The sequence below is a fragment of the Nitratidesulfovibrio sp. D1 genome (assembly GCF_051133415.1).
Taxonomy (GTDB): domain Bacteria; phylum Desulfobacterota; class Desulfovibrionia; order Desulfovibrionales; family Desulfovibrionaceae; genus Cupidesulfovibrio.
In genome coordinates this window covers 411457-431699 of record NZ_JBPGNZ010000003.1, presented here as the reverse complement: position 1 = coordinate 431699, position 20243 = coordinate 411457, and the positions used below count along the sequence as shown (strand labels likewise).

The following is a 20243-nucleotide window of genomic DNA, read 5'->3' as shown; positions in this document are numbered from 1 at the left end:
CTGGCGGTCAGGACACGCCCAGCACCTGGCCGGGGTCGATGCCCGCGTCGCGCGGGTCCAGACAGGCCACCACCTTCACGGCGGTCTGGCCGGAAAGGTCCAGCCTGCGGTGCGCGGCCGGGCGGCCCTTGGGGTCGCGCACCACGATCACTTCCGGCAGCAGCGGTTCGCACGCGTTGGCCTTGCTGACCACGCCGCGCTGGCCGGTGTTCAGTTCCACCACGCTGCCCACGGGGTATATCCCGAGACACCGGATGAACCGCTCCACGAAGCCGGGGTGGAAATCCTGCCCGCGCATGCCGTACATCAGGCCCAGCGCCTTGTGCGGCAGCATGGCGGCCTTGTACACCCGGCGGCTGGTGAGGGCGTCGTACACGTCCACCACGGCCAGGATGCGGGCGATGATGCTGATCTCCTCGCCTTTGAGGCCGCGCGGGTAGCCGAGGCCGTTGTACTTCTCGTGGTGCTCCAGCATGCCCGCCAGCACTTCGTCGTAGACCATGGGGTTGTCGCGCACCTGCTCCCACCCCAGTTCGGGGTGGCGTTTCATGACGCCGAATTCCGCGGGCGTCAGGCGGCGCGGACTGTTCAGGATGGCGTCGGGCACGCGGGCCTTGCCGAGGTCGTGGAACAGCCCGGCCAGGCCCACCCGGCTCAGGGTGATGTCGCCGAAGCCCAGGTGCCGCCCGAAGACCACGGCCAGCACGGCCACGTTGATGCAGTGGGTGTAGGTGTATTCGTCCACCGAGCGCAGCTTGGAAAGGCCCAGCAGCGCGTTGGCGTTGCGGGTGACGCTGGAGAGAATGCCCTCGACCATGGGCTGGGCGGACTGCACGTCCACGAAGCCGTCCTGGCGCATGGCCTCCATGGCCTTGCGCGCGAATCCCACGGAATCGTCGTACAGCGCGCGGGCCAGGGGCATTTCCTCGGCCAGCGGGACGATGGGCGCGAGCGGGTCGTTGTCGTCCAGTTCGCGCGCCAGTTCGGCGGAAATGGCCTCTTCGTCGCTCAGGCCCTCGGTGCCGTCGCCCCCCAGCGAGCGGCGCGTGTCCACGAAGACTTCCAGAAAGCCTTCGCGCTGGATGCGCAGCACGTCGCCTTCAGAGCCCACGAGCCCCACCTGGCTGTACAGATACGGATTCTCGAGCCAGGACAGGCCCATGTCCACCACGTACATGCCGGGTTTGAGATCCCGCGTGGAGATCTTCTTGAGCACCGGTGCCTCCTCCCCTCCCCTGCGCGTCGCCGGTGCGGCGACACCTTGCATCTACGTGTCCTCGCTGCAAAAAACAACTCCCCCTCCGGTTTCGCGCCATGGGGAGAACGCACCCACGGGGAACTCCGGCGGCACCCCCCGGCGCACGCAGGGCACCCCCACGGGACGGCGCTCCCTGCCCGCCGCTCTGGGGGTATCGCCACCTTGTCCACTTTCCCCGCACCTGTCATACTGGAGAACTCCACATCACACCGAACCACCGGACGGCGCGCCCGGTTCGCCGCCATCCTCACACCGCGCCCACGCGGGGCGGAGCCCGCACCCATGCAGGCCCAGAATCCCCCCCAGTCGCCCACCATCTTCATCGCCCGGCAGACCATCTTCGACGCCTCGGGCGCGTTGTGGGGGCATGAACTGCTGTTCCGCGACAGCCCCAGCGGCCCCGCGTGCATCGACGACCCCGACGCCGCCACCGCCTCGGTCATCGCCGACGGCTACGCCATCGCCAGCGAGACCATTCCCGGCGTCACCCCCTTCCTGATCAACTTTCCCGAAGGTCTGCTGCTGTCCGGCGCGGCAGAGGTGCTGCCGCCCGGCCGGTGCATCCCCGAAATCCTCGAAACGGTGCGGCCCACGCCCGAACTGGTGGAGGCCCTGCATGCCCTGAAGCGGGCGGGCTACCGGCTGGCCGTGGACGACTTCGTGGGGCAGGACCAGGCCGTGCCGCTGCTGGGGCTGGCGGACATCATCAAGGTGGACGTGCTGGGCGTGCCCCCGACGGAACTGCCCGCGCTGACGGCCAACCTGCGCAAGCGCCACCACGCCGTGCTGCTGGCGGAAAAGGTGGAGAACGCGGCCATGTTCGGGCAGTGTCGCATGCTGGGGTACACCCTGTTCCAGGGCTACCACTTCGCCCGGCCGGTCATCGTGCCGGGACGCACCCTGTCATCGGCCCAGACCTCGCGCCTGCACCTGATGCAGTCGCTGACCGGCGAGGCCGACCCGCACAAGCTGGTGCGCGCCGTCACCGTGGACCCCGGCCTGACCTACCGTCTGCTGCGCTACATCAACTCCGCGTGGTTCGCCCTGCTGAAGGAAGTAACCTCGGTCCAGCACGCGGCCTCGCTGCTGGGCTTCGAGACGTTGCGCAAGTGGCTGCTGGTGATCACCCTGGCCGACACGGCGGGCAGCGCCGCCCCGACCGAGGCCATGCGCACCGCCGTGACCCGCGCGCGGTTCCTGGAACTGCTGTGCGGGCTCGTGCGCACCTGCACCCACGCGCCGGAATCCATGTTCCTGCTGGGCCTTCTGTCGCAACTGGACGCGCTGCTGGGCATCGCCATGCCCGTCCTGCTGGCCCACCTGCCCCTGGACGCGGACTTCCGCGCCGCCCTTTCCGGCGAGCCTTCGCCCATGAGCGACGAACTGAACCTGGCCGTGCTGCTGGAACGCGGAGCCTGGGACGAAGCCCTGCCGCTGATGACGAAACTGGGCTTCTCGCCCATGGACGTGGCCCGCAGCAACATCGACGCGCAGGTGTGGACCAGCCGGATACTCAGCTAGAAACCGCCGGAAGCCGACGGTCCGCAGCACGGCGGACGCAAAAAAGGGCACACCCAAAAAAGAGCGTGCCCCCAAGCAGCATGCCAATGACGTGCCCCTGCGCGCCGTGCCCCGGTTCCCCCCCCCGGCGCGCCACGGCTTACTGCCGGGCTGAACCGGCTGGCTGTTGGCCTGCTGTTTCCTGTTTTTTGATCACGCCGTCGATCAGCCGGGTCATGGTGTCGCCGTACTGCTTGCCGAGACTGTCTCCGACCACGGCTGCGGCGGCCCTGAGCTGCTCCACCGTCAGCCCCTGACGCAAGCCGGTCGCCAGATGCCCCTGCAACTGGGGCTCAACTCCGCTGATGCCCGAGAGTATCCCGATGGTCGTCAGTTGGCGCTGTTTCCAGTCCAGGACATCGCGCTGGAAAATGTCGCCGAACAGGTGGGCCTTCAGAAAATGGTCGATGGCGGGCGCGAACTCGTAGATGCCGCCGCGTATCGGCTGGCCGAACAGCCTGGTCTGGTTTTCCGTGCCGAATTCCAGGCTGGTGCGGTCAGCGGGCATCGGGCTTGCGGCCTTGCCCTCGATATCGTTGATGCCCTTTTCACGACGCTCTTCCAGAACGGCCTGAAACCCGGCAATGGCGTTCAGGCTGCGCGGAAACCCCGCATATGCATAGACCTGCACCAGCACTTCCTTGATTTCATTGATGGTCAGCCCGGCATCAAGCCCTTGCGCAAGGGCGCTGGGCAGTTTGTCCATATCCCCCATGCCCGAGAAGGCCGCTATGGTGAGCATGGATTGCTGTTTCGCATCGAGTGCGCTCTTCTGTGCGCTCTTCATTGTCTGAGCCTCCACAGCGGCAACGCCGCATGCAATCAGAATCATCGCCGCCGCCATTCGGATAAGGCGCATCTTCATCGCCATGGGAACTCCTGGGCTGTGGCCCGGATGTGGAGAACGTGGGGGAGAGGCAGAACGGGCGGGATGATGGGCGTCTCGCTGACGCACGTATCGCCGGAATGCGATACGGCGCAGATTCCCCCTTCCATCGCTGCCGGTTTATTCGCCACCATTGTATTGCGTGTCGGTTACCGGCTCCATCCAGTTGGTGTTCTTTCCATCGGGCAGGGTTCCGGCAAAGGAGAAGTGCGTCATGGAAGTATTGGGCGCCGCCCCATGCCAGTGCCTCACGCCGGGCGGGCACCAAAGGACATCGCCCGCCCTGACCTCGTGGACCTTTCCGTCCTCGGTGCCGGTACGGCCGATACCCTCGGTCACGACCAGGTGCTGACCGGCGGGGTGGTCATGCCAATGCGAGCGTGCGCCCGGCTCAAAGGTCACATACGCCCCGGCCACCGGGCAGATGTCGCCTTTGGGCTCGAACAACGGCTGCACCCATGCGACGCCGGTAAAGAACCGGCTCGGGCCCTTGTACGCGGGCAAGGTGCCGTACCGCGTAATGGTCTGCTTCGGCGTACCGTTCTCCGCCGCCCGCGCATGACTGGCGAATACTCCTGCACCGCTTGCAAGGACAAGGACCGCAATGGTGAACAGCATCATCTTCATGCGTCACTCCTTTCGGTGTATATTCCGGTTACGTGCGCCCATGCCGCTCATGCGTCCACGCCATTCTTCCGAAGCCATGCGTCGATATCGCGGGGCAGCGAATCGCCGCCGCCATAGTGCACGGCCAGGGCTTCCTTGATGGCGGCGCGGGGAGCCAGCCTGGCGATGTCCGCAACGCTTCGGCCGAGACCTCCGCCGCCGTGGCTGCAAAACGGCAGGATTGTCTTTCCTGAGAATTCGTAGGACTCCAGCAGGGTGGCGATGGGCATGGGAAAGGACCCCCACCAGTTGGGATAGCCCATGAACACCGTATCGTACTGTTTGAAGTCCGCGATCCGCGTTTTCAATTCCGGCCTGGCCTGGTTCGCCTGATCGCGCTTGGCCTCCTCGACACAGGTGTTGTAGGTGGAGGAATAGGGCCTGACCAATTCCAGTTCGATCAGGTCGCCGCCGACGTTCCGGTGAATCTGCGCGGCGATGGTCTTGGTGTTGCCGCTCCAGGAATAGTAGAGAATCACTGTCCTGTTTCTCCCTGTTGCAGCCGCTGCGGCCTTCCGGGGAAACAAGGCCCCGGCCAGGGCCGAACCGCCTAGCACCGCTCCGGCGGCAAGCATCGAAAACATGAACTTGCGCCGTCCTGTTTTCATGATGTTTTCCGTTTCCTGATTGTTGCTGACCATGAGGCGTTTCGCGCGACGCGAAAACCGGGGTCGCTGGCAAATGCTTCGTGGAGTGCGCCGGGCTTGCGCCAAGCGCGGATGCCCTGGCGTCGCTTCGTTTCCCCGCCTTTCTTGACGCGGAATGTTCCGGAATCCTGGCCGGTTCGTCGCAACAGGTCCGGCATCGGCACTGCCGCCAACGCGGCGACGGCGTGAACATCCGGGCAAGACTTACCCGTTGCTGCATAATGGGGCGGCTGCCACACCCTGTAAAATACTTATACTGAATACTCGGAATGCCTTGAAGGCATACCAGTTTCCCTGAAAGGCTCAGGAGGGTGTCATGGAGTTCAGAGTATTGAGGTATTTTCTGACTGTTGCGCGAGAGCAAAGCATTTCCGCAGCCGCCCAATCCCTGCATGTCACCCAGCCCACGCTTTCCCGGCAGATCATGGAGCTTGAGGCGGAGCTTGGGGTAACGCTTTTTCACAGGGGCAGAAGAAACATAACCCTCACGACAGAGGGCATGCTGTTACGCAAGCGGGCGGAACAAATTGTGGAACTGATGCACAAGACGGAAGAAGAACTCGCGGCCAGCGAGGAAGCCGTGGGCGGGACGGTGTACATCGGAGCGGGCGAAACCCATGCGTTCGGGACGCTGGCGAAATCGATCCGGAGTCTCGTGCTGCGGTATCCGGACGTCCGCTTTCACATTTCGAGCGGCAACGCGGATGAGGTCGCGGAACGGCTGGACAAGGGGCTGGTGGACTTCGGCCTGTTCATCGAACCGGCAGACGTGACGAAATACGACTGCTTCCGCCTGCCGTCCGTGGACGTCTGGGGGGTGCTCATGCGCAAGGACAGCCCGCTGGCGGCGCTGGACGCGATAACGCCGGAAGCGCTCCGGAATCAGCCGCTGATCTGCTCGCATCGGGCGCTCAGGGAGGGACACCTGACGGACTGGCTGAAAACCAGACGTGAAGACTTGAACCTGGTCGCCACCTTCAATCTGATCTTCAACGCCTCCCTGTTGGTGGAGGCAGGTGTCGGCTACGCCCTCGGGCTGGACAACATCATCAACACAACGGGCGAAAGCACGCTGTGCTTTCGCCCGCTCGACCCGCCGCTGGAGTCGCATGTCGCGCTGGTCTGGAAAAAATACCAGGTCTTTTCCAAGGCGTCGAAACTGTTTCTGGATATGGTCAGGGCTGGCGACGCCGCGTGACAGACAGGCCCGCCCCCCGAATCCCCGGTTCCGGTTCTGGCCTTCCGCGCCGCACCCTACCCGTCGGCCATGCGCATGTCGGTCACCCGCTTGGACTTGCCGAACGAGCGCGGCAGCACGCCGGGGTCCACCACCTGCACGGCCACGCGGGCCATCAGCTTCTTGTGCAGACGGTCGCCCACCTGGCGCACCAGGCCCGCGTCGGCGTCGGCGGTGGCGCCCTCCAGCCGTTCCACCTGCAACAGCATGGCGTCGCGGCCATCGGTGCGGGTGAGCTGGATGTGGTACTCGGACCCCAGCACCGGGAATTCGTGCAGCACGTCGGCGATCTGGCCGGGGTAGATGTTCACCCCCCGGAAGATGATCATGTCGTCCGAGCGGCCCAGGATGTGGTCGTGCCGGGGGATGCACCGCCCGCACGAACACTGGCCGGGCAGCATGCGCGTCAGGTCGCGGGTGCGGTAGCGGATCAGGGGCGACGCTTCCTTGCGCAGCGAGGTGACCACCATCTCGCCCACCTCGCCGGGGGCCACGGGTTGCAGGGTGGCCGGGTCCAGGATTTCGATGATGAACAAATCCGCCCAGTAGTGCAGCCCTTCGCGCGCGTCGCATTCCAGCCCGGTGCCGGGGCCGTACATCTCGGTCATGCCCGCGATGTCGTAGCTGCCCGCAAGGCCCAGCTTCTGCTCGAAGGTGGCGCGCATGCGCGGGCTGTGCGTCTCCGCGCCAAAGATGACCTTGCGCAGCTTCACCTTGTCCAGCAGGCCGTTGCGCTCCACTTCCTCGGCCATCAGCAGGGCCATGGAGGCCGTGGACCCCAGGCAGGTCACGCCCATGTCCACCAGCAGTTGCAACTGCATCTCCAGGTTGCCCGGCCCCACCGGCACGGTGAGCGCGCCGAACTTCTCGGACCCCAGTTGGAACCCGGCCCCCGCCGTCCACAGGCCGTAGCCCACGGCGATCTGCACGCGGTCCTCGCGGGTAAGGCCCGCCAGTTCGTAGCAACGGGCCATCTGCAGGGCAAAGGTGTCCACGTCGTTCTGGGTGTACGCGAGAATCTTGCGCTTGCCCGTGGTGCCCGACGAGGCATGGATGCGCACCACGTCGCTTTCCGGCACGGACAGCAGCGGCAGGGGGTAGCCCTCGCGCAGGTCTTCCACGCTGGCGGTGGGCAGGCGCACGATGTCGTCCAGGGTGCGGATGTCGTCGGGGTGCACGCCCGCCGCATCGAACTTGGCCTTGTAGGCCGGGCAGTTGGCGTAGGCGTGGCGCACGGTCCAGCGCAGGCCCTCGGTCTGCACGCGATGCAGGGTTTCGGGATCGAGATGGGGCAGGAAGCGGTGCTGCGACATGGAAGCGGACTCCTGGAGCGGCGGAATAGTAGGCGCGGGCGCGGGTTGTGCGCGGGCGCAAAAGCCTGTATCTGAGGCCCACGCGACGTCCCGGGCAGCCCCTGCCCGGCGTGGCGCGGCGCGTCGGCGGATTGTATACAATCCGAAGGCGCGTCCGAGAGCTACCACGAATCACGGCGGGGGAAAACCCCGGCCCGTCCTGCCGCCGCGCGGCCCCCGCGCCCACCCCCTTGCCGCATCAGGAGGCCCACAGTGCGGATACTCATCGTCGGATCCGGCGGGCGTGAACACGCCCTGGCCTGGAAGCTGCGCCAGAGCCCCCTCGTCAAGGACATCTTCATCGCGCCCGGCAACGGCGGCACCGCCCTGGAAGGCGCCAACGTGCCCATTTCCGACGGCGACCTGCCCGCGCTGGTGCGCTTTGCGCTGGACGAAAAGATCGACCTCGTGGTGCCCGGCCCGGAACTGCCGCTGGTGCTGGGCATCAAGGACGCCATGGCGGCGGCGGGCGTGCCCTGCTTCGGCCCCGACGCCTACGGCGCGCAGCTGGAAGGCAGCAAGGCGTTCGCCAAGGAAGTCATGCGCGCGGCGGGCGTGCCCACGGCGGACTTCGGCGTGTTCGACGATGCCGATGCGGCCCGCGCCTACATCCGCGCCAACGGCGCGCCCGTGGTGGTCAAGGCCGACGGCCTGGCCGCGGGCAAGGGCGTTGTGGTGGCCCGCACCGTGGACGAAGCGCTGGAGGCCGTGGACGACATGATGGTCCGGCGCGCCTTTGGCGATGCGGGCGCGCGCGTGGTGGTGGAAAGCGCGCTGGCGGGCGAGGAGGCATCCTTCCTGTGCCTGTGCGACGGCGAAACGGTCATCCCCCTGCCCTCGGCGCAGGACCACAAGGCCGTGTTCGACAACGACCAGGGGCCCAACACCGGCGGCATGGGCGCGTACAGCCCCGCGCCGGTGCTGCCCGAATCGCGCTACGAAGAGATGATCGACCTTGTGATCCGCCCCGTGCTGCGCGAACTGATCAAACGCGGCCACCCCTTCACCGGCGTGCTCTACGCGGGCCTGATGATGACCGGGGACGGCCCCATGGTGCTGGAATTCAACACCCGCTTCGGCGACCCGGAATGCCAGCCGCTGCTGATGCGCCTTGACGGCGACCTTGCCGCCATCATGGTGGCGGGCGCGCAGGGCCGCCTGCACGAAACCACCCTGCCCCTGAAACGCGAAACCGCGCTGGGCGTGGTCATGGCGGCCAAGGGCTACCCCGGCGACTACGCCAGGGGCATGGCCATTTCCGGCATCGAGGACGCCGAGGCGCTGGGGCCGGTCAAGGTGTTCCAGGCGGGCACCGAACGGCGCGACGGCGTCACCGTGTCGCGCGGCGGCCGCGTGCTGTGCGTGACCGCCCTGGGCGACACCCTGGCCGACGCACAGGCCCTGGCCTATCGCGCGGTTGCCAAGGTGCGCATGGACAATGCCCACTACCGCAGCGACATCGGCGCCAAGGGGTTGAAGCGCGCGGGATAGCCCGGCGCACGGGAGGGCGGGCCGCCGGGCCGTACCGCCCGCACCCGGCCGCATCCGGCCGCATCCGGCCACATCCGGCCAGACCAGCCGCGGAACAACCGGAAGTGACCGGAACGCGGCACGCGACGCGGGTTACCGAACTTTTATCGACAACAGGAGACCAGCCATGACCAAGGTTGCCGTTTTCATGGGCTCCGCCTCGGACGAGGACACCGTACGCCCGTGCACCGAAGTGCTCGACAGCCTGGGCATTTCCTACCTGTTCACCGTCAGTTCCGCCCACCGCACCCCGGAACGCACCGAACGGCTGGTGACCGAACTGGAAGCCGAAGGCTGCCAGGTGTTCATCTGCGCGGCGGGCATGGCCGCCCACCTGGCCGGGGCCGTGGCCGCGCGCACCCAGAAGCCGGTCATCGGCATCCCGGTGGCGGCGTCCGCCTTTGGCGGCATGGACGCCCTGCTGGCCACGGTGCAGATGCCCCCCGGCTTCCCGGTGGCCACCGTGGCCCTGGACAAGGCGGGCGCGCGCAACGCCGCCTGGCTGGCCGCGCAGATTCTGGCCCTTGCCGACCCGGCCCTGTCCCAGCGCCTTGCCGCCGCCCGCGCCAGGATGAAGGCCGACGCGGAAAAGACCGGGGAAGAACTGGAAGCCCGGTACCGGAAGTAAGCCCCCCGCCCATCCCCCAACGCAACGACGGCCGCGCCCCACCGGGACGCGGCCGTCATGCGTTGGATCCATTTCGGAAAGGCATCGATTCCTTGCCGCAGGGCAACCGGGAGGTTGCGAACCCGTCAATACCTATCTCCTGACCTCTTGTCTCCTGACCTCGTGTGTCCGGACCTGTTGCGTCCGGACCTCTCGTTCAATGCTCCGGTCTGGTCCCGCCGCGCTCAGGCGTTGCCCATGGGCTCCCCATCGCGCAGCAGGTCGCGGTACACGATTTCGCTGAGGCGGATGACCTTCAGCCGGTATTCGTCCTCTTCCGGGTGGCAGTGCGCGCAGCCGTCGGTGACGATCATGCAGTGATCGTCAAGGTCGGTGGCGTGCACGCCCACGCCGTGCAGTACAACGGTTGCGCGGCCCTGTTCCCACATCACCGGCCTGCCGCAACGGGCGCATTCCACAAACATCAATTCAGGATCATAGCCTTTCGGCTGCGATGGCACGTGGGGCTGCCGCTCAACAACGCGATCAATGCGGTCAATCTGGCGCATGGCGTTCCTCCCTGGCTTGTGCCCGGCTCGTGCCGAACCTTTGATGGTCGCGGAATCGTTGGTCGTTCGTCCTCCCGATTGTTCCCGTGAAGCGCTCCGGGGGGGCGTCCGGCGGTGTCCGTAACCGCGCCGTCCGCCTTTCCCACGGGCTATGCCTTCAAGAGTAAGTTATGCGCGCGCCCGAAGCAACGCCTGCGCACCAGATGCAGCACGATAAACGTCGCCAGCGCCGTGGAGGCCACGATCATCAGCATGACCACGATCTGGTAGCGCACGGCGTCGGCCGGGTCCGCCCCGGCCATGATCTGGCCGGTCATCATGCCGGGTATGGACACCAGGCCCACGCCCATCATGGAATTGACGGACGGAATCATGCCCGCGCGCAACGCCTCGCGGAAGATGTCCGCGCTGGCCTCGTCCCTGTCCGCGCCAAGGCACAGGCGCATTTCCACCTCTGCCCGGCGGCCGCGCAGGTCGGCAAACAGGCGGTCCAGCGCCACGGCCAGCGCGTTCATGGAATTGCCCGCCACCATGCCCCCGATGGGGATGAAGTACTGCGGCTCCCACCACGGCCTGGCCCCGATGATCAGCCCCGTGACCACGAAGGTCACCAGAAAGAAAGTCACCTGCACCGCCAGCAGGGTGGGCATGAAGTAGTCCACGCTCTTCTCGCGCACCCGCCCCTTGACGATGCGCGCCGCGAACCAGGTCATGACCATGTACATGCCCACCACCAGCAGCGCCGATTGCAGGCCGAACAGGATGCGCAGCAGGTAGCCCATGGCGAACAACTGGACAAAGGTGCGCAGCGTGCCGATGGCCAGGTCGCGCTCCAGCTTCAGGTGGTGCACCAGCGACAGCACGCCCGCCAGCAGCACGAAGACCACGGCCACGGCCAGTTGCCACGGCCCGATCTGGATGTAGGCCAGCCCCAGCGGGTCGTTCATGCGGCGCCTCCGGTGACCATGCCGGTGGCGGCATCGTCCCCTGCGGTCGCCACCGCCAGTTCATGCACCCCGCCGTCCCGCACGCGCACGTCGCGCCAGGGGCGGCGCGCCGGGCGGTAGGCCCCGTGGGTGACCATGAGCACGGTCACCCCGTCCTCGTTCAATTCCTCGGTCAGGGCTTCCACCACCGCGCTGCTTTCCGGGTCCAGCGCGCTGGTGGGCTCGTCCATCAGCAGGGCGGCCGGGCGCAGCAACATCGTGCGAATGATGCACACCCGCTGGCGCTGCCCCACGCTGAGCGCGGCGGCCGTGGCGTCCAGCCCCACCCCGGCCAGCCGGAAGCGGGCCAGCCATCCGGCCAGTTCCGCGCCGTCAGGGGGCGTCAGTCCCTTGTTGGCCGCAAAGGTGAACGGCAGCAGCAGGTTGTCGCGCACCGTGCCCGCGCCCACCGTGGGGGTCTGCTGCACGAATCCGAGGGTGCGGCGCAACTCGGCCGGTGGAATGTCCGCCACCGGTCGGCCGCCACATCGGACCACCCCGGCGTCGGCCTCCTCCAGCCGCACGGCAAGGCGCAGCAGGGTGGATTTGCCCGCGCCCGACGGCCCGGTGAGCATGACGAAATCGCCGGGGCGCACCGCAAGGTTCACGTGGGCGAGGCCGGGGCGCCCCGGCTGGGCGGAAGGAACGGGCGAAACGGACCCCGCCTTGCCGGGCGCATACGCGAACGACACGTCGTCGAACTGAAGAAGTGGCTGCATATCCCCAATCTACCGCCGGGCGCGCGGGGGTGTCATCAACTATCATCCCGCCGGTGGGAAGTGCGGTCGCCGCTCTGCCGCCCCCCCTCCCCCGCTCCCGCTTTACCTTGCCCGCCCGAGTGGCTACAGATGAACCATGCACACGCACGACCACGACACCGCCCGTTCCCCCGTCGACGCCAACGCCGAAGCCACCGCCACGGCCTCTGCATCCTTCGCGCGCGGCGCGCGCCGCCGCATCCAGGTGCTGCCCGCCGACCTGCGCAACCAGATCGCCGCGGGCGAGGTGGTGGAACGCCCGGCCAGCGTGGTCAAGGAGCTGATCGAAAACAGCCTGGACGCCGGCGCCACCACCATCGAGGTGGCGCTGGACAACGGCGGGCAGTCGCTGATCATGGTGCGCGACGACGGCGGCGGCATCCCGGCCGAAGAACTGGAACTGGCCGTCACCCGCCACGCCACCAGCAAGGTGGCCAACCTGGCGGAACTGGCCCGCATCGGCAGCTTCGGCTTCCGGGGCGAGGCGCTGCCCTCCATCGCCTCGGTGTCGCGGTTCCGCATGACCTCGGCCCCCACGGCTCCCGACGGAGCGGACGGCGCGCCCGGCGAGGCCACCTTCATCGAGGTGGCGCACGGCCACGTGGTGGGCTCCGGCCCGGCCGCGCTGCACCGGGGCACCATCGTCGAGGTGCGCGACCTGTTCGCCAACGTGCCCGCGCGCCTGAAATTCCTGAAAACCCAGGCCACGGAACTGAAGCGCTGCCAGGAACTGTTCGCGCGCCTGGCCCTGACCCGGCCGGACGTGGCCTTCACCCTGTCCGCGGGCGGGCGTGAGGTGTTGCGCTTTCCCGCCGGGCAGACCCTGGCCCGGCGGCTGGCCGTGCTGTGGCCCCCCGCCGTGGTGGACACCCTGCACCCCTTCGACCGCATGACCGACTCCATCCGCGTGCACGGCCTGGCCGCAGACCCGCGCGGCGCGCAGCCCCGGCCCGACCGCATGCTGCTGTACGTCAACGGCCGCGCCGTCAACGACCGGCTGCTGATGAAGGCCGTGCGCGAGGCGTACAAGGGCCGCCTGCTGGCCCGCGAATACCCGCAGCTGGCCCTGTTCCTGGACATCGACCCGGAAGAGGTGGACGTGAACGTGCACCCGGCCAAGAACGAGGTGCGCTTTCGCGACGAGCGCGCCGTGTTCGTGGCCGTGCTGCGCGCGCTGGGCGAATCGCTGGACCGCATCCCCGCCATGGGGGTAGGCGACGATGCGGCGGAGGAACTGCCGGGGCAGGACCCGTTGGCGGGGATGGACCGGGGCGCGGGCCAGCCGGATTTCCCCGGCGCGCATCCCGCCGGGCTGCGCGTTCCCGATCCCGACGCCCCCCGGCGCGAGGCGCGCCCGCTGGGCTTCTGGGGGCAGGCCGACGCCCGCGACGTGATCATCGACAAACGCCAGCGCGAGCGCGACCCGTATGCCCCAGACGAGGCCAGCCACGCAGACGCCCCCGGCCCGAGCATCGATTTCCGTCCCGGCCTGCCCGGCGCGCGGCGCGACGGCCCGGCGCCCGCCCTGCTGGTGACCGAGGAATCCGGCCTTGCCGCGTCCCCCGGCCATCTGGCGGACGGAGCCCGTCCGTTCACCGAGGCCGCGTTTCCCGCCGCCTCCCCCGACGCCTCCACCGACGCGCCCGGCCTCGCCATGGAGGAAACCCGCGAGGGCGGCGTGCGCATCGGCGAGTACACCTACCTCGGCCAGATCGCGGACACCTACCTCGTGCTGCGCCGGGGCCGCGACACCCTGCTGCTGGTGGACCAGCACGCCGCCCACGAATGCGTGCTGCACGAACGCATCAAGCGGCGCGGCACGGCAGGCGGCGGCCAGTTCCTGGCTCTGCCCGTGGAATTGCCCCTGCACCCGGCCGAGGCGGAACGGCTGCACGAGTTGCGGCCCGACCTGGAATCCCTGGGCTTTGCGCTGGAAACCTCCGGGTCCACGGTGCGCGCCAGGGCCGTGCCCGCCCTGCTGGACCGCTCCGAGGCCGCCGCCTTCCTGCGCGAGGCGGTGGCGGGCCGGACCAACGACCTGGGCGCGCTGTGGGCCATGATGGCCTGCAAGGGGGCCATCAAGGCCGGGCAGCGCCTGACGCCCGACGAGGCCGCCGGGCTGGTGGCCCAGTGGCTGGCCACGCCGGGGCGCGACTTCTGCCCCCACGGCCGCCCGGCGGTGCTCACCTTCACCCCCGGCGAGATGGAACGGATGTTCAAGCGCCGGGCGTAGGGGCATTTCCCGCCCGCACGCGCGGCGCTCGCCGCCTTTCGCGTCGCCATCCCCGGTCCCCGGCCCTTTCCCTTCTCTCCCGCTCAGCCCCTTTACCCGGCGCCACCGCCGGGGTACTCTGCACAGGATACCCATGCGCAGCCGCCGGAGCCTTGCGGTTCCGGCCCTGTCGCACGCCTTGAGCCCTTTGCCGCCGGACACCGCCCGTGTCCGCAACGCCAGCCCGCGCGTGTCCCGCCGCGCGGCCGCAAGGAGCCCGGCCCCATGTCTTCGCAGTCCCCGCACCCCCCGCAGCCGCCCCAGTCCCCCCCGTTCTCCCCTCCCGGCGCGACCCCCTCGCACGGCCGCCCCACCTGCGTGCTGTCGGTGGAGGACGACCCGGTCATCCGCCAGTCCATCGCCGCGTGGCTTGCCGACGAGGGCTACGAGGTCATCGAGGCCGAGGACGGCATCGCGGCGTTGCGGGCCGTGCGCGAGCAGCGGCCCGACGTGGTGCTGCTGGATCTGGGCATTCCCGGCATCTCCGGCGACGCGGTGCTGGAGCGCATGGCCCAGGAATCGCCCGACCTTCCGGTGGTGGTGGTGTCCGGCCGGGCCGAGATCGGCGACGCCATCAACGCCTTCAAGCTGGGCGCGTGGGACTACATCACCAAGCCCATCCTGAACATGAACATGCTGGGGCTCACGGTGCGCAACTGCCTGGAGCGCCGCCGCCTGCGCGAACGGCTGGCCGCCATGGAGTCGCGCTACTCCGGGCTGGTGCGCAACCTGCCGGTGGTGGTCTTCAGCCTGGACGACGCGCTGGAACTCACCTTCGTCAACGAGGCCTGCCGCTCCGTGCTGGGCTGGACGCCGGAGCAGGCCCTGCTGGAGCCCGGCTGGTTCATGGACAACGTGTTCCACGAAGACCGCGAACGGGTGCGCGCCGCATTTTCCGGCGCGTTCGCGGCCAACACGCCGTTTTCGCTGGAATTCCGTATCATCACCCCGCGCGGGGTGCCCCTGTTCGTGCAGGCGCGCTCCACCGCCGTGGCCTCGCCCGACCTCACGCGCGGCATGCCCGGCCGCATCGAGGGGGTGCTGATCGACCTTTCGCGCCGGGTGTTCCTGGAACGGCTGCTGGTGCAGCGCGAAAAGCTGAACACCCTGGGCGCGCTGGTGGACGAAATCGCCCACGAATTCCGCAACCCGGTCTTCGCGCTGGCGGGCTTTGCCCGCACGCTGCACCGCAAGTTTCCCGACGCCCGCGAGGCGGAGGTGGTGCTGGAGGAAGCCGCCCGGCTGGAAGCGCTGATCAACCGGGTGCAGCAGTACCTGGCCCCGGTGGACGTGGTGCCCCGGCCGTGCAGCCTGGCCGCCGTGCTGGACTTCGCGGCGGACCTGCTGCACGCCCCCCTGCAACGCAAGGGGGTGACGCTGCGCGTGGAGGCCTCGGCCGACCTTCCGCCCGTGCAGTCGGACCCGGACCTGCTGGCCCAGGTCGTGGTGGGCATGGCCGGTGTGGCCGTGGAACACGGCGTGCCCGGCAGCGAAACGGTGCTGCGCTGCCGTGACCTGGGCCGGGGCCAGTTGGTGGAGGTGCTGCTGCGCACCGAATCGCCCCTGGCCCACGACGCGGAACTGTCGCTGATGCCCTTCGGCGACCAGCAGGGACCGCAGCCGCTGGCCGTCAGCTACAAGCTGGCCCGCGACCTGAGTTGCCTGCTGCACGTGCGGCGCGAGCCGGACGGCCTGCTGCTGATGCTGGCCGTGCCCGTGGACCCCAACGACGTGGCCGACCTGCTGGCCGAAGAGTAGCCCGCGCGCCGGGCGGCCCCCGCCCCTGCCGGACGCGGGGTGCGCGATGCGTGATGCGAAAACGGCGAGGCAACAACAACGGGGCGGATCGCGCAGTTCGCGCGGTCCGCCCCGTTTCGCATTCCTGAACAGTGCCGGTTCGGGCCGGTTATCCGGCTTCGGCCTCGGCCCCGAGGTACGGATCGCCGGTGGACAGATACCCGCGAACGTAGTCGTCCACGCCCTCTTCCAGCGACCGGAACGCCACGTCGCACCCGGCCCGGCGCAGCTTGTCCATGCTGGCCTGGGTGTAGTTCTGGTACTTGCCGGAAAGGTGCGCGGGCATGTCCATGTATTCGATGACCGGCTCGCGGTCCATGGACGCGAACACGGCGCGGGCCAAGTCGTTCCAGGTGCGCGAAGCGCCGGTGCCCACGTTGAACACGCCGCCCGTCTCGGGGTGTTCCAGCAGCCACCACATCACCTCCACGCAGTCCTTCACGTACACGAAGTCGCGCATCTGGCCGCCGTCGGCGTAGTCCGGGTGGTCGGAGCGGAACAGGGTGATGCGGCCCGCGTTGTTCACGTTGTGGAACGACTTGCAGACCACGCTGCGCATGTCGTCCTTGTGGTATTCGTTGGGGCCGTAGACATTGAAGAATTTCAGGCTGGCGATGGAATCCAGCAGGCCCTCGCGCCGCGCCCACAGGTCGAACAACTGCTTGGAGTAGCCGTACATGTTCAGGGGCTTCAGGCGGGGCATCAGGGCGTCGTCGTCGGAAAAGCCCAGCGAGCCGTCGCCGTAGGTGGCGGCGCTGCTGGCGTTGACGAAGCGCGCGCCGGTCTGCATGGCCAACGTGCACAGCATGCGGCTGTAGCGGAAGTTGTTCTCCATCAGGAAGTCGGCGTCGCGCTCGGTGGTGGAGGAACACGCGCCCATGTGCACGATGGCCTCCACCTCCCACGGCAGGTCGCCGTGCAGGACCATGTCCATGAATCCGTCGCGGTGGATGTAGTCCGCGTAGCGCAGGTTCACGAGGTTCTTCCACTTTTCCGTGGTGGCCAGGTTGTCCACGACGATGATGTCGTCGATGCCCATGCGGTTCAGCTTCCAGACCATGGCGCTGCCGATGAACCCCGCGCCGCCGGTGACGATGTACATTTCAGGCTCCTTTGCGAAGGCTGCCCGGCAGGCGCGCCGGGCGTGCGGCATGATGCCGCGATGCGGGCCGCAGGGCAAGGGGGCGGCGGGAGGATGGCCGCCGCGCTGCCAACACCAACGTGCCCCGTAACCGAGGAAACGCACTCTCACGGCCCGTTTCCACTGTGAGAATTTTTGTTCTCTGCCAAGGAAGAATCGTTTTTTATGAAGGGAGTATACTTTTGTGGTATTTGACCGGAATAAAAAACGATTCTGACGCAGACAGAGGGCAAAAAGGCCATAGTGGAAGCGGGCCTAGCCGGGAAGGACCACCAGTTCCGGGCCTTCCGGGGTCATGCGCACGGCCACGCCGTACATGATGGCGGTGGCCGCCAGGGTGCGCCCCAGCAGGAAGTCCAGTTCTTCCATGGCCGCCCCGGCGCGCTCGCGCACGATGGACCGGAAGGCGAAATCGAAACGCACGGCGTCCAGAAATGTCGCGGCGGCGTGGGCGGATTCGTCCGTTGTCGCCGGATCGCCCGGCTCTCCGGACAGGGACGCGGGGTGCGCCATGCCGGGGTCGCGGGCGCGGATGTTTTCCGCCGCGCGCCGCAGGGCCTCCCCGACCGCACCCACGGGGGCCAGCACACCGTAGCCGCAGCGTTCCTCGTGCGCGGCCAGGATGTCCGCCCACGGCACGCCGGGGTCGGCGCAACCGCCGGTGAGATTGACGCGTTCCGCCGCGCGTTCCGCCGCGCCTTCCGCCCAGGCCGCCAGCACGTCCAGCCGGGTCACCCGGTCCACGGCGTGCAGGGTCCTGATGGCCCATGTGTCCCGGCACAGCAGGGCGCGGCATTCGGAGGGCCGGTGCGCGTAGATGGAGCAACGGTTGTCGGCCTGGTTCAGGAACAGGCAGCTCCAGTCCCCGCCGCGCGCGGATTGCCGTAAAATTTGGCGCGGACGCAGCTTCACCAGTTCCCGCTCCAGCGGGCGCAGTTCGCCGTCCAGGTCGCGGGCCAGTTCGCCCGCGCGCAGGGTCAGACAGTGCTCCGGGGCAAGATGCCCGGCCCGGAACAGGGCCAGGTCCTGCGCGTGCAGGGCCGGACCGCCCTTGCGGCAGCAGGTGCCGCAGCCCCGGCAGTCGGTGGAGTCCGTACCGTGGGGGCCGTGGGCGGCGTCGTCCCGCGGGGCCAGGGCGGGCATGTCGTGTTCGTTGTGCATCCGGATTCCGTGAAGGTGAAAACGCGTTGTATGCGAACGGGAGGCGGAGGCGCGCGCGCTACGCCGGGGTGGAGCGCCCGTCGTCCATTGCCTGAACCGTGCGGACCACACGGACGTGGAAGCGGCAGGTGTCGTCCTGCCAGCCCACGAAGCCCATGGACGCGCTGACGAACCAGCCCGCCGTGAACGACTTGCGGTCAGCCGTCCACAGGGGGTCGGGGGCCGAATCCAGCACGGACGGCACGCAGTGGCCGCCCCCTTCCGGCGGGAGGGTCAGCAGGGTGCACAGCTCATCCACGGTGGGCAGCCGCCAGTCGTCGAACCCGGCGAAGCGCGCCGCGTTGAGGGCGGCCACGTGGGCGCGGGCCTCCGCTAAAGTCAGGCTCCATTCGCTGCCGCCGCGCTGCCACAGCAGCCCCGTGGCCGGTTGGTACGCCACCAGCGCGGCAAGATCAATCGGGCTGGCCGCGCCCGTTCCCGGCATCAGCCTGCACGCGCCGCCGCCAGCGCGGCTCTTGGCCGATGGCGCGGACATCCCGGCGGGCCGCCACAATTCGTCCAGCCCGAACAGGTCGCGTGCATGGCGGAGCATGACCTTCACCGGGGCGGCGCGGACATGCCCGGAGCCGGGCACGGCGTCATCCGCGTCTCCCGGCACGCCGACATCACCGGACACGCCGTTTTCTTCCGGCAGCAGGCACACCGCCTCCACCCGCTGGCGCCACGCGGCCACCAGCGCATCCAGTTCGGCGGCCATGGTCCGGGCATCGGCAAACCGCTCGCCGGGGTCGCGGGCCATGGCCCGCGCGAAGAACCCGTCCCACGCCGCGTCCAGGTCCGCGCTGCGCTTGCTGGCGCGGGGGATGCGTCCGCCGAAGGACTCGTCCGTGGGCAGCACGCCGGTGAGCATGCGGAACAGCATCACCCCCACGGCGAACAGGTCGGCCCGGCCATCCACGGTGTCGGGGTCGCGTTCCTGCTCGGGAGCGGCGTAGTACGGCGAGCCCACCTTGACCCCGCGCGGCAGGCGCTGCGTTTCGCCGCCCAAGCGCGCCAGCGCACCCGTTTCTCCGCGCAGACGCGAGAGGCCGAAGTCGATGAGCTTCACGTCGTCCTCGGCTGTAATCATGATGTTGAACGGCTTCACGTCGCGGTGCACCACCCCGGCGTGATGCATGCGGGCCAGCGCGTCCAGCGTTTGCGCGGCGTAGCGGCAGGCGCGCGGCAGCGGCAGGCGGCGGGTGGGGGCCTCCACCCGGTAGCTTTCGCCGATCAGCAGCCCCAGATTCAGGCAGTAGTATTCCATGACGAAGAACGGCAGATCGCCGAAGCGGGCCACGCGGTCGGCCCTCTGGCGTTCGGGGTCGCGCGCGGGGTCGCAGTCCGCCGTATCGGCGGAGCCCGCGCCCCCGTCCCATGCATCGGGCAGGGGGCAGACGTCGTCGCCGGAGGGCAGGCGCAGGGTGCCCGCCGGGGCCACGTCCACGTCCCACACCGCCGCCACGTGGGGGTGGTCCAGCGCGGCCATCACCCGAGCCTCGTGCAGGAAGCGGCGGCGCAGATCGTCCATATCGGACAAATCGGCCAGCGTGTCGGCGGGGCGCAGCAGCTTGAGCGCGGCGATGCGCCCGGTGACCGGCTGGCGCACCTTGTACACCGCGCCCATGCCGCCCCGGCCCAGCAGCCCGCACACCTCGTAACGGCCTATGTGCATGGGGAAAATCCTCGGGACGGGATGCGGGTGGCGGTGCGCGGGGGGCGGACGGCGGGAAAAGATGACGTGGAGGAACGGGTCATGACGAGATGGGGCCGGGCG

Annotated in this window: 17 protein-coding genes; 6 read left to right on the top strand and 11 right to left on the bottom strand. The window is 68.6% G+C overall.

Annotated features, from left to right (window positions below; translation table 11 throughout):
* Positions 1-7 precede the first annotated feature (7 nt).
* Complete coding sequence (locus tag ACR4XJ_RS07495) at positions 8-1216, bottom strand: HD-GYP domain-containing protein (protein WP_434754637.1); 1209 nt, start codon at positions 1214-1216, stop codon at positions 8-10.
* 324 nt (positions 1217-1540) lie between these two features.
* On the opposite strand from ACR4XJ_RS07495, the gene ACR4XJ_RS07490 reads away from it, so the two are divergent.
* On the top strand, positions 1541-2779 hold the full coding sequence (locus ACR4XJ_RS07490) for an EAL and HDOD domain-containing protein (RefSeq protein ID WP_434754636.1): 1239 nt from the start codon (positions 1541-1543) through the stop codon (positions 2777-2779).
* A 139-nt stretch (positions 2780-2918) separates the two neighbouring features.
* Here ACR4XJ_RS07490 and ACR4XJ_RS07485 read toward each other — a convergent pair whose 3' ends face one another.
* The 3 genes from ACR4XJ_RS07485 to ACR4XJ_RS07475 form a co-directional block, all read right to left on the bottom strand.
* Positions 2919-3689: a carboxymuconolactone decarboxylase family protein gene (locus ACR4XJ_RS07485; RefSeq protein ID WP_434754635.1), complete on the bottom strand. Its 771-nt coding sequence runs from the start codon at positions 3687-3689 to the stop codon at positions 2919-2921.
* Between the two features lie 135 nt (positions 3690-3824).
* Positions 3825-4331 (bottom strand): (R)-mandelonitrile lyase, encoded by a 507-nt coding sequence (locus ACR4XJ_RS07480; protein WP_434754634.1) that lies wholly within the window; start codon positions 4329-4331, stop codon positions 3825-3827.
* A 47-nt stretch (positions 4332-4378) separates the two neighbouring features.
* The gene (locus ACR4XJ_RS07475) at positions 4379-5011 is read right to left on the bottom strand and encodes a flavodoxin (RefSeq protein WP_434754633.1); all 633 of its coding nucleotides are present in this window, start codon (positions 5009-5011) and stop codon (positions 4379-4381) included.
* Between the two features lie 322 nt (positions 5012-5333).
* Here ACR4XJ_RS07475 and ACR4XJ_RS07470 point away from each other — a divergent pair, with 322 nt between their 5' ends.
* Positions 5334-6215, top strand: coding sequence for a LysR family transcriptional regulator (locus ACR4XJ_RS07470; RefSeq protein ID WP_434754632.1), 882 nt, complete (start codon positions 5334-5336; stop codon positions 6213-6215).
* 56 nt (positions 6216-6271) lie between these two features.
* Here the strand turns inward: ACR4XJ_RS07470 and ACR4XJ_RS07465 are convergent, their stop codons facing one another.
* Positions 6272-7567, bottom strand: coding sequence for a phenylacetate--CoA ligase (locus tag ACR4XJ_RS07465; RefSeq protein ID WP_434754631.1), 1296 nt, complete (start codon positions 7565-7567; stop codon positions 6272-6274).
* Between the two features lie 252 nt (positions 7568-7819).
* On the opposite strand from ACR4XJ_RS07465, the gene purD reads away from it, so the two are divergent.
* Positions 7820-9097, top strand: a complete 1278-nt coding sequence (gene purD, locus ACR4XJ_RS07460; protein WP_434754630.1) for a phosphoribosylamine--glycine ligase — start codon at positions 7820-7822, stop codon at positions 9095-9097.
* A gap of 166 nt (positions 9098-9263) precedes the next feature.
* Entirely contained in the window at positions 9264-9764 is a 501-nt protein-coding gene (purE, locus tag ACR4XJ_RS07455) for a 5-(carboxyamino)imidazole ribonucleotide mutase (RefSeq protein WP_434754629.1), read from the top strand.
* A gap of 224 nt (positions 9765-9988) precedes the next feature.
* Here the strand turns inward: purE and ACR4XJ_RS07450 are convergent, their stop codons facing one another.
* The 3 genes from ACR4XJ_RS07450 to ACR4XJ_RS07440 form a co-directional block, all read right to left on the bottom strand.
* The gene (locus ACR4XJ_RS07450; RefSeq protein WP_434754628.1) at positions 9989-10228 is read right to left on the bottom strand and encodes a hypothetical protein; all 240 of its coding nucleotides are present in this window, start codon (positions 10226-10228) and stop codon (positions 9989-9991) included.
* A 233-nt stretch (positions 10229-10461) separates the two neighbouring features.
* A complete protein-coding gene (locus ACR4XJ_RS07445; protein ID WP_434754627.1) occupies positions 10462-11259 on the bottom strand; it encodes an ABC transporter permease in 798 nt (265 codons plus the stop codon).
* Positions 11256-12017: an ABC transporter ATP-binding protein gene (locus tag ACR4XJ_RS07440; protein ID WP_434754626.1), complete on the bottom strand. Its 762-nt coding sequence runs from the start codon at positions 12015-12017 to the stop codon at positions 11256-11258. Before ACR4XJ_RS07440 ends, ACR4XJ_RS07445 begins: the two co-directional genes overlap by 4 nt.
* A 136-nt stretch (positions 12018-12153) precedes the next feature.
* On the opposite strand from ACR4XJ_RS07440, the gene mutL reads away from it, so the two are divergent.
* Positions 12154-14289: a DNA mismatch repair endonuclease MutL gene (mutL, locus tag ACR4XJ_RS07435; protein ID WP_434754625.1), complete on the top strand. Its 2136-nt coding sequence runs from the start codon at positions 12154-12156 to the stop codon at positions 14287-14289.
* A gap of 264 nt (positions 14290-14553) precedes the next feature.
* Positions 14554-16086: a response regulator gene (locus tag ACR4XJ_RS07430; protein WP_434754624.1), complete on the top strand. Its 1533-nt coding sequence runs from the start codon at positions 14554-14556 to the stop codon at positions 16084-16086.
* Positions 16087-16234: 148 nt separating this feature from the next.
* Here ACR4XJ_RS07430 and rfaD read toward each other — a convergent pair whose 3' ends face one another.
* The 3 genes from rfaD to ACR4XJ_RS07415 all read right to left on the bottom strand — a co-directional run bounded on the left by rfaD (position 16235) and on the right by ACR4XJ_RS07415 (position 20141).
* Positions 16235-17227 carry an ADP-glyceromanno-heptose 6-epimerase gene (gene rfaD / locus ACR4XJ_RS07425; protein WP_434754623.1) on the bottom strand — a complete coding sequence of 331 codons (993 nt, stop codon included), beginning with the start codon at positions 17225-17227 and terminating at the stop codon, positions 16235-16237.
* Positions 17228-17521: 294 nt separating this feature from the next.
* Complete coding sequence (locus ACR4XJ_RS07420; protein ID WP_434754622.1) at positions 17522-18427, bottom strand: YkgJ family cysteine cluster protein; 906 nt, start codon at positions 18425-18427, stop codon at positions 17522-17524.
* Between the two features lie 58 nt (positions 18428-18485).
* Positions 18486-20141 carry a protein kinase domain-containing protein gene (locus ACR4XJ_RS07415; protein WP_434754621.1) on the bottom strand — a complete coding sequence of 552 codons (1656 nt, stop codon included), beginning with the start codon at positions 20139-20141 and terminating at the stop codon, positions 18486-18488.
* Positions 20142-20243 lie beyond the last annotated feature (102 nt).